This window comes from Anabaena azotica FACHB-119, from assembly GCF_014697625.1.
GTDB lineage: Bacteria > Cyanobacteriota > Cyanobacteriia > Cyanobacteriales > Nostocaceae > Trichormus > Trichormus azoticus_A.
The window spans coordinates 1-15,550 of record NZ_JACJSG010000015.1; the positions used below are offsets into that span (position 1 = coordinate 1).

Here is a 15,550-nt window from a genome sequence, read left to right on the forward strand (position 1 = left end):
AGTTATCAGTTATCAGTTATCAGTTATCAGTTATCAGTTATCAGTTATCAGTTATCAGTTATCAGTTATCAGTTATCAGTTATCAGTTATCAGTTATCAGTTATCAGTTATCATTAGTTTCTTTCCCCTTTCCCCCTTCCCCTTTCCCCCTTCCCCTTTCCCCCTTCCCTATTTCCCATGATGTGCGCCACTGTACCATTTCAGTAGGACTTTGGCTAATTTTTGGGGATTGTGTCGCACGAAGCCGGTTTCATCTTCGTACAAGACATTAGCTAAAACTATTCTTCTCCCTAGTTGGGCTACAGCTTCTCTATCTAAAAATACAGGATGGGAATTTTGTTGAGCGTAGCGGATAAGTGATTGGGCTGAGGGGGATTTTTTGTGTACTAGTACAGCATCAAATAACCTTCTACCGCCGCAAGCATTGTCAATGGCGCGAATGTGGTCAGCAACAGTGTAGTCTTGAGTTTCGCCTGGTTGGGTCATGACATTGCAGACATAAATGCGGGGGGCAACGGAAGCGGCGATCGCATCAGCAATTTCTGATACTAATAAGTTAGGAATCAAACTGGTATAAAGGCTACCAGGGCCAATAATAATATAGTCAGCTTCTTTGATAGCTTTAATAGCAGCAGGTAAAGCCGGAGGGTTGGCAGGAAGGCAACCAATCTTGACAATTTTACCGCCAGCCTTGGGTATGCTAGACTCACCCTCAATGATGCGACCATCGGCTAATTCTGCCCAGAGACGAACATCGCTAAGAGTAGCAGGTAAAACTTGCCCGCGCACAGCTAGAACTCTGGAACTAGCCGCAACAGCCCGTTCTAAATCACCAGTGATATCGCTCATTGCTGTTAAGAACAAATTACCAAAGCTGTGACCAGTCAAACCATCCCCAGCCCGGAAGCGATATTGAAATAACTCAGTTAATAGCTTTTCCTCATCCGCCAAGGCTGCTAAACAGTTGCGAATATCCCCTGGTGGAAGCACACCAAATTCCTGACGCAACCTCCCAGAAGAACCACCATCATCTGCTACAGTGACGATCGCCGTAATATTAGCGCTGTAGGTTTTTAATCCTCTCAACAAAGTAGATAGTCCAGTACCACCACCAACTACAACTATTTTCGGCCCCCGATACAGGCGACGATGGGCTAACAGTACATCAATCAGTTCTTCTTCCGCACCCGGTCTTAAAACCTGAGTAATTGACCCGACAGTGCGAGTTTGACCCCAAAGCAGCAATAACAAGCCGCCCAAAATTACCAAAGGGCCGCTGATATAGTTGGGTAAAATGTTGGCTATGGCTCCTAAAAAACCTCTAATCAACTCCAACATCCAAAAAATGGGGGTCAGCTTCACCCAAATTGCTAACCCCAGAATCGACAGTAATACACCCCCAACACTAATTAGCAACCAACGTTTGATCGAAAGTCCAGGGGATAACCATTTGAACCACTGGTTCACCCGATGGGACGTGCGACTGTGCGATGGGCTACGCCCCGCCAAGGGCGATCGCTTTTGCAGTGCGTTGAGGGCTTGTCTGAGAAAACCGATTGACATACCTGATTCGGAGCCGTGGTACAAACAACAATTAACAGAAAATGTACACTAACTGGTTTTAACACCAAGTCAGAAATTATGGAAACTTTTAGTTTTACTTGGTCATTAGTCCATAGTCAGTAGGGGCGGGTTTATAGAGAAATTCATGGCGAAAACAAATATATCAGTTAAACCCGCCCGTACAACAGTCAACAGTCAACAGTCAACAGTTAATGGAAAAACGCATTTTAGGATTAGACCCTGGACTGGCTATTTTAGGATTTGGTGCAATTACTTGCAAGCAAAGCCCAACCCAAGTTCAAGATACGTTGGTGGATATCTTGGATTTTGGAGTGATTAGAACTTCGGCAGATGTAGATGTAGGACAACGCTTGTGTATTTTGTTCGACGATTTGCACACCCTGATTGACCATGTACAACCTGATTTGGTTGCCGTGGAAAAACTTTTCTTCTATCGTATGTCAAGTACTATCCTCGTGGCACAAGCTAGAGGTGTAATTATGTTAGCCTTGGCACAGCACCATTTACCTTATGTAGAGTTTACCCCAGCGCAAATTAAACAAACTCTAACGGGCTATGGTAACGCCGATAAGTCTGAAGTGCAAGAGGCGGTAGCGCGAGAGTTGGATTTAGAGGAAATTCCTCAGCCTGATGATGCTTCTGATGCTTTGGCTGTGGCTTTAACAGCCTGTATGTTGACGGTTGATTGAAGAATGACAAGTAGAGGTGGATGATTTGTGCGATCGCTTGAACCGTTCAACTTTGGTTGGGGCGATCGCTTTTTACGGGAAGGTAAATTTGTCATGTATGCTGGGATGTTGCTAGGCTGGCGATATCTAATTTTTGAGTATCTTGCAGTAGTATATTAATTCGCTAGTGCATCATTTTTATTTATAGCGATCGCTCATGCCATTCTCTAACTTCACCAACCCTTACAAAAATCCTGCTGACGTACCAGAAAAATATCGCCAGTCCATGAATCTACAGAAATTATTTAAGTCTGATGGTTCTTACGTGCGTCCGGCAGAAGACCCTGTGACAATGTGGGCGATCGATATTCTACATACAGAGTATGGTGTTCCACTAGAGGCGATGGCGCTAGAAGTAAATGCAGATTTTACTGAGGGAACTTATCAGGGTGGGCGACGATATTTAGGACGGGTAGACGTTGTAATTTTCGATGATCGTTATGCCGATTCAATAGGTAATCTGGATGTAGCCTTCATTGCGCTGGAGGCTATGGAACCAAGTAAAAAAGTTGGTGGGACTGAAGCCGAAGGTTGGGTAGAGCATCTTCATCGAATAAATTCTTATACCTCTGCTTCGCCGTCTGTACGTTATGCAATTTTAACCAGTGGTAAGCACACAGAAATCTATCGCCGTGACCTCGACTACCCAAGAAAACTAGAACCAATTGGCGATTTACCTAAGTATGAAAGTGTGCGTAAAGCAGCACAGCATAGTAATTATACAGTTATCCTTAATCCTAGTCAGCCTGATGGGATTCAAACAGGACTAACACCATTAACCCGTGAAAAATTTCGTGAAGTTTTGGGTGACACACGCTCTGGATGCCACTCGATTTTGAGAGATAATGAGGGTTTGCAACCACAAGAAGCAGTAGATGCAATGGTTAAATTCTTGTTTGCTAAGTGGTACGACGAACAAGCAACTATTGACATAGTAAAGAAAACAGGCGAACAACGAGCCTATGTATTTAGTACCACTAAGGAAACTGACCCAGAACGCTTATTTGTTCAAGTAAGAGAAACTTTTGAAAAAGCCAAGCAGTGGGAAAGAGAAACATTAGCTAAAAAATTTGGTGATGATTTGGGTGTACGTTTAGCTTTTAGTGAGGCTGATATGCTGCAATTCAAGCCATACACCACAATGCAAATAGTAGAACGGTTAGCGCCTTATAGTTTGCGAAAATCTTCAGCAGATGTCAAAGGTGGGGTATTTGAGGATTTTTTAAGCAAAACTTTCCGTGATGATTTAGGGCAGTATTTCACACCTACGCCAGTAATTAATTTAATGGTGGGTATTTTACAACCAACAGTAAATGATTATGTTGGTGATCCTGCTTGCGGTTCAGCGCGGATGCTGACCCATGTTTTGGATTATGTGCGTAAACAAGAGTATGCAAAAGCAATAGCCAATAATGGTGGTAGTGCTGAAGGAATTAATCCTGAAGAACCAACAGAAGAATTTATTAAATTTAGAGATAATCATTTATTTGGTGCTGAATATTCCCGCAATGTAATGCACATAGCGCGAGTTAATACTTTAATGAATGGCGCACAATATGCGGATTTAAAAGTCATGGATTCATTAGAACGATTAGGCAGTATTACGGGAGGAATTACAGAGGGACTACCAGAATATCCTGGGTTTTATCTAGGGGGGTTAACTATGATTTTAACTAATCCCCCGTTTGGTTCTAAGGTGACTAATGAAGATGTTTTGAAGGATTTTGCAGAACGAGATGGAGTTAGTAAGAAAAATGGCAAGGTTGTGAAAAATATTTCCCAAGAAGTCGCTTTTCTTAATCGTTGTCTTGAATTTCTTGCACCAAAAGGTAAGTTAGCGATCATATTACCTGATGGAATATTGGCTAATAGTTCAATGCAAGATGTACGCGATTGGATTTTACGCTGGACAAAGTTGAAAGCAGTAATCAGTTTGCCACAAGAAACATTTGCACCCTATGGTGCTGCTGTGAAAACTAGTCTAATTCTTTTAGAAAAACGAGATTTTGATCAAATAAACGCTGAATGTGATGATGATTATGAAATTTACATGGCACGAATTGATGATATTGGATATGACAAAGCTGGTCGAATTACTAGCTATCAAAATCAAAAATTAATATCTGTTGAAATTCAAGAAGTAATTAATGATTTAGCTAAGTATTAGAACTAAACATGGAAAAAGCAGTTATAAATTTGAGTGATTTACGTAAACAAAAAAGATGGGATTTCTATATTTTTTCTTCAGCCTCTACAAAAATAGAGAAAGTCTTAAAAAAAATAAAATATCCAATATTTCCTTTACAGGAGATCGTTAAAAGAACTGAGCGTGGTTTTTCTGGAACCCTTGAATATAGATCAGACGGAATACCAGTTTTATCATTAAATTGTATAACTGCTGAAGGGGTTGCTATATCTAATGCTAATAAATTTATGTCTTTGGAAGAACATCATAAGCTATACAGGAGTGCTGTTAAGCGAAATGATGTTTTAGTAGGCTTATTTCTACGTCCTAATATGAATATTTCCGCCGTTTATGAGTTTGATGAACCTGCTAACATTACTTCATTTTTAGTAAAACTGGAATTAAAAGAAGTAGTCTATCCACAGTATTTATCTATGTTTCTTAATTCTTCATTCGGTAAAGACTTGATACAGCAAAAAGCTATAGGTAGTATTCAACCGTCTATAACTATTTCTCATTTACGAGATTTACCTATTCCGTTACCTCCTTTGGATGAACAAAAGAGTTTAGTAGAAGCTATACGTCATAAACAAATTGAAGCTTTAGAACTCCAACGAAAAGCAACAAAGCTCATGGAAGAAGCTGGTGAAATAATAGAAAATTTTTTTAAAAGTAAATAAGATTATTTATGCAGGCTAGATATATTACGGGTTATTCTAAGACTGAAAAGACTTTAATTAAAAATATAAAAAAATATTTTGATGCTCTAAATGCTACATATGATCAAAAATTTAGGGTTAATCCATCTAATAATTACCGTATAGCTGAAGCTTATTTAGCAATTGATTATGAATTGACTATCAATATTAAATGGGAGCCTTCACCCCAGCCAAAGCTATTAAATTTCGATATTGAATCTAATCAAGATATTGATATAGATAAACTGAATGATTTAATTGCAGAAGTAGCAAAAAATTATTTTGGTAAATTAACCCTTGTTTATAGTTCGTGTGGTCGTTCTCGGAATTTAGCAAGTTTTCCTTTATTTATAGATTTAGAAAATGTTATTAGAGAATTAATCATTAAAGTGATGATTTATCATTATGGTACTGAGTGGTGGGATAACGCAGGTATTAATAATGACTTATTGAGAAAAGCAGATAGATATAAAAGAAATGAAACCAACAATCTATTACATAATTATTTTGACTTACACCCTATTTTTTATTTAGATTTTACAGATTTGCAGCAGATTATCGAGGATGAAGATAGAAAGCACACAACCAATAAACCATTTCAAAATATTTTTGATAATTATGATCAGGTAGATATTATAGGTAAAATTGGTGAGGCTCGTGAATTACGCAATCGGGTAATGCACGGAAAGTATTTGACTAAAGAAAACTTAAATAGCCTGCAAAGTTTTTGTGGTCAATTACACAGATTTCTTATACTACGAAACCATGTAGGAGATTTTCATGAACGAAAGTTACATGGTAATGAATTTTTGAGTAATTAATTAGAAACAAAGATAGCTTTTATTTAGGTGAAAAAAGGTTTAGATAAAATTCTTCCTTTCCCCGGATGGCAATATCTACCCCGATAACCTAATCTGCACGGGCATCATCCCCGCAGAACTGAACGGTAGACCATGCCCTCATTCCCAAGCAGGGCGCTTTCCAGACATCAAACCCCTTAACCTAGAAGACTCTACATACAGCATTGACAAAGGCAAACCCGGCGACCTCTGCCCAATTTGTGCCAAACAACAACTTTCCCACCTGGGACATTGGCAAGGTAACAGAAATCACAAATTTCCTAAAGAACTTTTATCACTGCGGTTATTTAAGTGCCGGATGTGGCTGTTGCTGGTTGTTACCGGACTACAAGACCATGATGCAACTCAACTTCTACCGCAATGGTGAAGCAGTGATGAGCGAGTGTAGAGAAGCGATCGCCCCATTTTTACACCCAGCAGCAATAGAAGTAAAGATGCAGATTAGGCGATCGCCAAATTATTTAAATCTTGTCAGAAGCCATTACTTTATATCCTCAATTTAGAGAGGTCTAATAATCAGAAATTTTGAATAACATTACTAATCACCACAAATTAAGCTAAGTATTGCGGACAATAACCTAATCCATCTATGAAATGTTTGCGGAAAATTTTAATTTCATCACTTTGAGGAATGCCATGACAAACTATAGCAACTTGATAGCGGCGCATGACATTAGTAATTGTTGTTCCTTTTTCTAATTCCATCAGTACTGAATTGATTAACTTGGATGGAGAGTAAACTACTCCTAACTCATTCAAAACAGCTTTAACGTTTTTATCCTGTTGAGCATCAAGGGTAGATTTCATCTTGATGTTAACCACCCACCCATCAATTTGACTAATAACTGTAACAATGTTACTCGGAATATAGGCACAGGTGGTTAAATATTCAACTAGGCGCAGAGTCAGGCTGGCATTGGCTAAATGGTAGAGATATTGCATATTAATTTTCTTGATAGTGATTCAAATTGTCATTGAATTGGGCTGAGTTGAATCTGCTTGTGAAATAAAAAATACTGAACAAATATAAAGAACTTATGAAGATAATATTCCTTATTTAAGAAATAATACTGTGGAAAGTGAAAATCCTTGATATTCAAGCACCCTAGAGAATGTAACAATCTATGTAGATTTGGTACAAGCGCCAGGGAAGGTCAAGATAATGCGAAATATTGTCCAGGGGTGATGAATGTTTTCACCAGATGCCGCTTATGAAAATTTTGTTGGTAGAAGATGATTTATTAATCAGTACGGCCCTGGCTGATTTGTTAAGAGCAAATCATTACAATATTGACTTAGCCAATGATGGCGAAATGGGATTAGGGCTGGCAATGTCGGCAGAATATGATTTAATTTTGCTGGATTGGTTGCTGCCTAAGCTGGATGGGATTAGTTTATGTCGGCAATTGCGATCGCAAGGTTATCTTAAACCAATTCTGCTACTGACTGCTAAGGATTGTAAGGCAAATCTCATCGAAGGTTTAGACGCGGGAGCAGATGATTATATCATCAAACCCTACGACTGGGAGGCATTGCTGGCAAAAATTCGTTCTTTGTTACGCCGCAGTGGGGCGATCGCATCATCTATATTAAGTTGGGGAAATCTCACTTTAGACCAAATCTCTAGCAAAGTAACTTGTAACGAGCAAATAATTTCACTGACAGCGACAGAATACAAATTGCTGGAATTGTTCTTACAAAATCCCAATCGCATCTTTAGCCGCAAGTTAATTCTCGATAAGCTTTGGGGGTTTGATGATGCACCGATTGAAAATGCAGTGACTACTCACATTAAAGATTTACGCAAAAAACTCAAAGCTGGAGGTCTGACTCAAGAAATCCTCGAAACTGTTTATGGAATGGGCTATCGCTTAAATCCGGTTCCAGTCGATACTCATCATACCCCAACGCTACCACAACAGTACCTGGACAAAAAACCCCGCACGAAAGATTTAACTGCTGTTAATCGAATATTAGACAAATTTCGCAATTCCTTTAGCCAACAGGTGACGGTGCTAGAACAAGCAAAAACTGCTCTGTTGGGTGGAAACTTATCAGCCGAGTTACAAGCGCAAGCATTGCATGAAGCTCACAAGTTAGCGGGTGCAATGGGGACATTTGGATATGCTGGAGGTTCTAAACTGGCGCGAGAGTTAGAACATTTACTATTAGCTAAAAGTAACTTCACTGAGGGGGAAATTACGCAATTTTCCCGACTGGTGACAGCATTGCAACAGGAGTTGACAAAGCCACCTGCAACCCTGACTGCTCAACCTGCCCCTTTACAGCAGACTCATCGCATACTAGTAATTGATGATGATACTAATCTTACCGAGCAGTTATTGGCTAGGGCGGATGCTTGGGGAATGCGAATGAAAATTGCTTCAGATTTGGCGACAGCGCGATCGCGTTTAGCCTTAGCAACTCCTGATGCAATTTTACTCGATTTGAGTTTCCCTGGTACTGAAGAAGATGGATTAACGCTGTTGCGGGAACTGGGAGAAAATCACCCAAATCTGCCAATTATTATTTTCACTGCCAGAGATAGCCTAGCTGATAGGCTGGCGGTGTCACGCTTAGGTGCAAAACAATTTTTACATAAACCTTCGACAATTGAGCAAATTTTTGAGGCGATCGCTCGTGTCCTACCTCCAGCCAAACCATCAGAAGCTAAGGTATTAATTGTTGATGATGACTCTGTAATGCTAACTAAATTATCACAGTTACTTACTCCTTGGGGTCTAGAAGTCGTTACTTTATCCCAACCGCAACAATTTTGGGAAGTATTCAAAGCGACATCACCAAATTTAGTTTTGCTAGATTTAGAAATGCCATTAGTTAATGGTTTAGAGTTGTGTCAAGTTGTGCGCCAAGATGCCCATTGGGGAGATTTACCGATTTTGGTAGTAACAGCCCATACTGATGCTCAATCCCTACAACAAGCTTTTGCCGTCGGAGCCGATGATTTTATCAACAAGCCAGTGCTAGGCCCGGAACTGGTGACAAGGGTACTAAGCCGCATTGAAAGAAGGCGGTGGAAAGGTTAATAGTTAATAGTCATTAGTCATTAGTCATTAGTCAACAGGTAATAGAAAGGTCAGGGGAAGTCATGAGAGTTGATCAGCGATTATTAGCTTATGGTGTGGTGATTGGCTCAACGGCGATCGCTCTGCAATTGTCGCTTTGGTTAGAATATCTGATATCTCGGACTATTGGTGCTTTTTTTTATATAGCGATTATTGTCAGTAGTTGGTATGGTGGTTTTTATCCAGGGATAGCTACAGTTATTCTCTCAACACTATTACTTGACTACTTTTTAATTCCCCCGCGATATCAATTTTTGCCCTCGCAACCAGAAGATATATTGCGCCTGGGTTTATTCTTTTTGGTTGCCTTGTGCATGAGCCTGCTGACTAGCAATTTTCTCGAAAGTAAACAGAAGATTCAACAACTGGGTCAACAATTAGCTGAGGAAAATGAACGCAAGCAAGCACAAGGCTTACTGCAAGCGCAATTTGAGCAACAACGCTTAGTCATGGAAATGTCCCAGCGTATCCGGCGATCGCTTGATTTACAAGAGATTTTGCAAACTACCGTCGATGAAGTGCGGCAGTTTTTGGGGTGCGATCGCGTGATTATCTTTAAATTTTTTCCAGGCTGGGGTGGTACGACTGTAGTTGAATCGGTTGCGCCTGCATGGATGTCTATTTTAGCACTGGAGATTTACGACCCTTGCATTGGGGAAGAAAACATCGCCCCCTTCAAAAGAGGCTTAGTTACTGCCAGAACTGATATTTATCATGCTGATATTAGCCCTTGCCATGTCGAATTTCTGGCGAGTCTACAAGTAAGGGCAAATTTAGTAGTTCCCATTCTTCTGGGAGACGAATTGTGGGGGTTACTGACGGCTCATCACTGCGCGGCTCCCCGTGAATGGGAAGCTTCCCAAATTGCTCTGTTGCGGCAGTTAGGGGAACAGGTAAGCATTGCTATTCAGCAAGCGGATTTGTTTGCACAAGTACAAACCCAACTCAGGGAACGTCAACAAGCCCAAGCAGCCTTAAAGGAAAGCCAAATCCAACTTCAGCGCCAATTAGCGGAAATTGAAACCATCTACCAGTCAGCCCCCATTGGGTTGAATGTTTTAGATGCAGATTTGCGCTTTGTCCGCATTAACGAGCGTCTAGCGGAAATCAACGGTTTTTCTGTCGAGGCACATATCGGTCGGACAATAAGGGAGTTACTGCCAGATTTGGCTGATGCAGCCGAACAACTGCTGCGTCGGATTTTAGCAACTGGCGAACCCGTTTTCAATGTAGAAATAACTGGGGAAACCCCAGCACAACCCGGTGTACAGAGGACTTGGTTAGAAAGCTTTCTGCCGTTAAAAGATGGCGATTGTATCATTGGTATCAGTACGGTGTGCGAGGAAATTACCGATGTCTTCGACGAGCTTCGCTTACGCAAACGCGCCGAACAAGCCTTGCGCGAAAGAGAAGCAACCTTACGCCTATTTGCCCAGTATGCACCTGCGGCTATTGCCATGTTTGATCGGGATATGCGCTATATCATGGCTAGCCAAAGATGGGTGGATGACTATCAGCTTGATGCGGTTGAATCAATTATTGGGCGATCGCACTACGAAATTTTCCCAGAAATATCAGCGCAATGGCAACAAATTCATCAACGCTGTTTGGCTGGAGCCAGCGAAAAGTGTGAAGAAGATTTATTTGTGCGCTTAGATGGAACCCAGCAATGGATACGTTGGGCAATTCACCCTTGGCATAATGCTATGGGTGAAATTGGCGGTATCATTATTTTTGGTGACGACATTACAATACGTAAACAAGCGCAAGTTACCCTGGAACAAATCAATGTCGAGCTTGAGCAACGAGTTACCGAGCGCACCGAAGCACTGACGGAAATCAGCGATCGCCTTTTACAAACGGTGATACAGCAACAACAAACCCAAATGGCGCTTTTAGAGCAGGCGCAACTCCTAGACTTGGCGCACGATACTATCATGACTTGCGATTTCAACGCGGTCATCACCTTCTGGAACGAGGGCGCTGAGTATATGTATGGCTGGAAAAAAGCCGAAGCTTTGGGACAAGTCAGCCATAATCTCCTGAAAACTCAATTTTCCCAGCCCAAAGAAGAGATTGCAGCCCAACTTTTGCAAAGCGGTTATTGGGAAGGAGAGCTTACCCATATCCGGCGAGATGGGCAATCTGTGACTGTTGCTAGTCGTTGGGTTTTACAAACAGACCCGGCTGGTAAACCAATTAAGATCCTAGAAATCAATAATGACATTACTGAGCGTAAACAAGCCCAAGCCGCTTTACAACAATATGTACGTGAAATTGAGGATTTGTATAACAATGCACCTTGTGGTTATCACTCCCTAGATGCCGAGGGGAATTTTATTCGCATTAACGATACAGAACTTCAATGGTTAGGATATACCCGTGATGAAATCCTACACAAGCAGTTTTTAGATATTCTCACGTTTGAGAGTAGACAGGTTTTTCTTGATAGCTTTCCTAAATTTAAGCAACAGGGTTGGGTGAATAATCTGGAGTTTGAAATTGTCAGCAAAGATAAAACCACCCGATGGGTAAGTGTGAATGCTACAGCCATTAAAGATGCAGACGGTAACTTTTTGATGAGCCGTTCCACGGTGTTTGATATCAGCGAACAACAAGCGGCGCTACGCGATCGCAAACGTAACGAAGCCATACTGCGTCAATATGAGCGGATTGTTTCCAGTACCCAAGATGGCATTGCCCTACTCAATCGCGATTACATTTATCAAATAGTTAATCAAGCTTACCTCGACTGGTGCAACAAATCCCATACCCAAGTTTTAGGAAAATCCATCAGGGATGTTTTGGGTGAAGATTTATTTGCTGACTTCATCCAACCCCGCTTAGATAGATGTCTAGCGGGAGAGACAATTCACTATGAAAGATGGTTTCATTACCCCAATTTAGTACCGCAATTTATGAGCGTTACTTACACGCCTTACCGTGAACCAGACGGTAGCATTTGGGGTATAATCGTTAGCCAGCACGATTTAACTCAACTTAAACAAGCAGAACAAATGCTTGAGTTTCAGGCTGTCATCACCCGCAACATGGCAGAAGGCGTATGTTTGGTACGGGCTACTGATGCGATGATTGTCTACGCCAATCCCAAATTTGAGCAGATGTTTGGTTATGAATCGGGCGAACTGAATGGTCAAAATGTCTCAATTGTCAATTATGCCACAGATTCGTTAACTGCGGAAGATGTCAATCAATCTATTCGCTCTGCCGTCTTACAATATGGTGAAGCGACCTATCAAGTCTACAATGTCAAAAAAGATGGCACACCATTTTGGTGTAGTGCGACGACTTCTGTATTCCAGCATCCCGACTACGGTGATGTTTTAGTAGCAGTTCACCAAGATATCACCGATCGCAAACGCATCGAAGATGCTTTACGCCAAAGTGAGGAAAAGTTTCGCCAACTTGCAGAAAACATCGATGCTGTATTTTGGATGAAAGATATTCAGCAGCAGCAAATTCTCTATGTGAGTCCAGCTTATGAAAGTATTTGGCAAAGAAGTTGTGCAAGTCTCTACCAAAATGCTTTAACTTGGTTAGATGTCATTCACCCAGACGATCGCTCTTACATCGAATCTGCATCCATCGAACAGAATAGATCAGGGCAATTTGATGTCAAGTATCGCATCATCCGCCCTGATGGTTCCATGCGGTGGATTCGCGATCGCGCTTTTCCCATCAAAAATGAATTAGGGGAAATGGTGCGGATAGCGGGTATCGCGGAAGATATTACTGAACAGCAAAAAATTGAGCAAATCAAAAATGAGTTTATTAGTATAGTTAGTCACGAACTACGTACCCCTTTAACTTCCATTCGGGCTGCACTAGGCTTATTAAATAGTGGTATCTACGATAAAAAACCAGAAAAGTTTAAACGCATGATTGAGATCGCCGCCATTGATAGCGATCGCTTAGTGCGTTTAGTTAACGATATTCTTGATTTGGAACGCTTAGAGTCAGGTCGTGCTGTTTTAGAAAAAAGCACCTGCAAAGCAGCCGATTTAATTGCACAAGCTGTAGACGGAGTAATTGCGATCGCCAAGCAGCAAAACATTACCTTTAATATTCACCCTACTGATGCTCAAGTCTGGGCTGCGGCTGATGCCATTATTCAAACACTGACCAACTTGTTAGGTAATGCAATCAAATTTTCTCCCCCTAATTCTACCATCACCCTGATTGTGCAACAGCAAACAGATTATGTACTATTCCAAATCACCGATCAAGGTCGAGGTATTCCCACTGATAAGTTAGAAGCTATCTTCGGCAGATTTCAGCAAGTCGATGGTTCTGATTCTCGTGTGAAAGGCGGTACAGGTTTAGGATTAGCCATTTGTCGCAGTATTATTGATCAACACGGTGGGCAAATCTGGGCAGAAAGTACCGTTGATGTCGGTAGTACATTTTTCTTTACTTTGCCAAACGGTGGCGACAGTTGACAGTTGACAGTTAACAGTTGACAGTTGACAGTTGACTAATGACTAATGACTATTGACTATTGACTAATGACTAAAAAACTACTAATCGTTGATGATGAAGCAAGAATCCGTGAGCTGGTGCAGGCTTGTTTAGAGGATTTGGGCGGATGGGATACTGTGGCGGCTGCATCAGGGACGGAATGTTTAACAATCGCTCAAACACAACCTGTTGATGCGATTCTGCTGGATGTGTCTATGCCTAATATGGACGGTTTTGCTGTGTATGAGCAACTGCAAGCAAATTCCACCACCAAATCTATACCTGTAATTTTACTGACTGCGAAAGTTTTGCCAAGCGATCGCGCCCATTTTGCTCAGATGGGAATTGCCGGTATGATCGCTAAACCTTTTGAACCAGTCACTATTTCTCAAGAAGTGGCTGATATTCTCGGTTGGGAAGACTAATCTTTAAACTTTGTAAAAATCTCTAATTCTTTATAAGTTCTTTATTTTTTTCATATATTGTTTTTGTTTATGGATAAACAAGCAACTACTAGACATAGCAATATATATGAACTTTTGTCAAGTTGAGCCAGTGGAAGAAGCCATAAAATTTACTTTGCTGCCATTCTATAGTAATGCTTTGAGTCAAATTCCAGATCGTAGATTTGGCGTTGCGGTTTTGCATTCACAAACCGTAATCATTCGTGCAGTTACTGTGCAACAAATGCAGAGAATTTTAGACCATCCCCTCACACAACGAGAACTCGATGTTCTAAAATTAATGGTTAATGGCAATACTAATCTGGATATTGCACAAGAGTTGGATATAACCTTGGGAACAGTCAAGACCCACGTTCGGAATATTTTGACTAAGCTGAATGTTAGCGATCGCACCCAGGCTGTTGTCTTAGCTCTCCGTTCTGGCTTAGTTTATTAATTTTTGGTTTTGTCTTATTCAGCTATTAATCATATCCATTTCTTGGCATCTCTTGGATTTGGTAGTTGATAATAGGTGATAGCCAAAACCCCAATCATAGTAGGTGACAGGTGAGAGGGGACAGGTGATAGGCTGAAAAGCCGCTTGCTATAAAAATTATATGATTCATCCTTGTCCTAACCTATGTGGCTACTGCTATAACTATAAAAGTCCTATTGGAGTTTTGAAATAGATGTATGGTGGGCATTGCCCGCCAAAAGCATCATGAATTAGGCAATTAACTCTTGACAAATATTATTACTATTGTACCTAGATAAACTATATTTTTTTGAATAAAAAAAGATTATCCTATTTTTCATAATTTTTATTAACACCAGGACTTACGCAACTGGAACAATAGTAGGGTGCTTCAGATGTAGAAAATCCTTGAATGTGTACGAAATTATTGGTGCTGCACCCTACAGTTAGTTTGATTATGACACTTGCATAAGTTCTAAACTCATTCAGCAGCAATAAACAAATTTTTAATTGATTGGGAGTCTAGTTAATGACTACTATAAAGGAGATAGATATTAGCAATAGAATGATATTGCTGATAGATGATGAAATCAGTGTTAAAGAAATTGTCGGACTTTGCCTCAAAGATTTAGGCGGGTGGAACGTAGTAATTGCTGATTCTCCTTTAGACGGATTGCAAAGGGCAGAGCTTTTTCATCCTGATGCAATTATACTTGATTTATCAATCAGGACTATGAATAGTTTTAGGTTGATAGAACAACTAAGAAATAATCCCCAAACTCAAGCCATTCCGATTGTTCTGTTAAGCGCTAAAGCGCGGTGGATAGACCCGCAAGTTCTGCGACAGTATCAAATTGCTGGTATAATTCTCAAACCATTTGATCCGGTGACACTGCATTTTCAAATTGCTGCTATTCTGGGTTGGATAGAAAGCTAATTAATTATTCAATAAAGTTCAATTAAAGTTAGCATTTCTCTATAGCATTACTCAGTATATTAGGGTATAAATTAA

General features: G+C 40.6%; 13 protein-coding genes. 11 read left to right on the top strand and 2 right to left on the bottom strand.

Features of this window, described 5'->3' with window-relative positions; all coding sequences use genetic code 11:
* Positions 1 to 168: 168 nt before the first annotated feature.
* Positions 169 to 1,563: a gluconeogenesis factor YvcK family protein gene (locus tag H6G83_RS12730; protein WP_190472288.1), complete on the bottom strand. Its 1,395-nt coding sequence runs from the start codon at positions 1,561 to 1,563 to the stop codon at positions 169 to 171.
* A gap of 212 nt (positions 1,564 to 1,775) precedes the next feature.
* On the opposite strand from H6G83_RS12730, the gene ruvC reads away from it, so the two are divergent.
* From ruvC to H6G83_RS12755, 6 genes are all read left to right on the top strand, one after another.
* Positions 1,776 to 2,273: a crossover junction endodeoxyribonuclease RuvC gene (gene ruvC, locus H6G83_RS12735; protein WP_190472292.1), complete on the top strand. Its 498-nt coding sequence runs from the start codon at positions 1,776 to 1,778 to the stop codon at positions 2,271 to 2,273.
* Positions 2,274 to 2,300: 27 nt separating this feature from the next.
* Complete coding sequence (locus tag H6G83_RS35905; RefSeq protein ID WP_277876331.1) at positions 2,301 to 2,432, top strand: hypothetical protein; 132 nt, start codon at positions 2,301 to 2,303, stop codon at positions 2,430 to 2,432.
* Between the two features lie 37 nt (positions 2,433 to 2,469).
* Complete coding sequence (locus tag H6G83_RS12740; RefSeq protein WP_190472295.1) at positions 2,470 to 4,479, top strand: HsdM family class I SAM-dependent methyltransferase; 2,010 nt, start codon at positions 2,470 to 2,472, stop codon at positions 4,477 to 4,479.
* Between the two features lie 8 nt (positions 4,480 to 4,487).
* Positions 4,488 to 5,177 (top strand): restriction endonuclease subunit S, encoded by a 690-nt coding sequence (locus tag H6G83_RS12745; RefSeq protein ID WP_190472299.1) that lies wholly within the window; start codon positions 4,488 to 4,490, stop codon positions 5,175 to 5,177.
* An 8-nt stretch (positions 5,178 to 5,185) separates the two neighbouring features.
* Positions 5,186 to 6,016 (top strand): hypothetical protein, encoded by an 831-nt coding sequence (locus H6G83_RS12750; RefSeq protein ID WP_190472302.1) that lies wholly within the window; start codon positions 5,186 to 5,188, stop codon positions 6,014 to 6,016.
* A gap of 203 nt (positions 6,017 to 6,219) precedes the next feature.
* Positions 6,220 to 6,558 (top strand): hypothetical protein, encoded by a 339-nt coding sequence (locus H6G83_RS12755; protein ID WP_190472306.1) that lies wholly within the window; start codon positions 6,220 to 6,222, stop codon positions 6,556 to 6,558.
* 49 nt (positions 6,559 to 6,607) lie between these two features.
* On the opposite strand, the gene H6G83_RS12760 is transcribed toward H6G83_RS12755, so the two are convergent.
* Complete coding sequence (locus H6G83_RS12760) at positions 6,608 to 6,997, bottom strand: hypothetical protein (RefSeq protein WP_190472310.1); 390 nt, start codon at positions 6,995 to 6,997, stop codon at positions 6,608 to 6,610.
* 269 nt (positions 6,998 to 7,266) lie between these two features.
* On the opposite strand from H6G83_RS12760, the gene H6G83_RS12765 reads away from it, so the two are divergent.
* From H6G83_RS12765 to H6G83_RS12785, 5 genes are all read left to right on the top strand, one after another.
* The gene (locus H6G83_RS12765) at positions 7,267 to 9,102 is read left to right on the top strand and encodes a response regulator (protein WP_190472313.1); all 1,836 of its coding nucleotides are present in this window, start codon (positions 7,267 to 7,269) and stop codon (positions 9,100 to 9,102) included.
* A gap of 62 nt (positions 9,103 to 9,164) precedes the next feature.
* Positions 9,165 to 13,601, top strand: a complete 4,437-nt coding sequence (locus tag H6G83_RS12770) for a PAS domain S-box protein (protein WP_190472316.1) — start codon at positions 9,165 to 9,167, stop codon at positions 13,599 to 13,601.
* Between the two features lie 66 nt (positions 13,602 to 13,667).
* Positions 13,668 to 14,045 carry a response regulator gene (locus H6G83_RS12775; protein WP_190472319.1) on the top strand — a complete coding sequence of 126 codons (378 nt, stop codon included), beginning with the start codon at positions 13,668 to 13,670 and terminating at the stop codon, positions 14,043 to 14,045.
* Between the two features lie 106 nt (positions 14,046 to 14,151).
* On the top strand, positions 14,152 to 14,520 hold the full coding sequence (locus tag H6G83_RS35910) for a LuxR C-terminal-related transcriptional regulator (RefSeq protein ID WP_190472321.1): 369 nt from the start codon (positions 14,152 to 14,154) through the stop codon (positions 14,518 to 14,520).
* A 547-nt stretch (positions 14,521 to 15,067) separates the two neighbouring features.
* Positions 15,068 to 15,475 carry a response regulator gene (locus H6G83_RS12785; protein WP_190472324.1) on the top strand — a complete coding sequence of 136 codons (408 nt, stop codon included), beginning with the start codon at positions 15,068 to 15,070 and terminating at the stop codon, positions 15,473 to 15,475.
* The last annotated feature ends 75 nt before the right edge of the window (positions 15,476 to 15,550 follow it).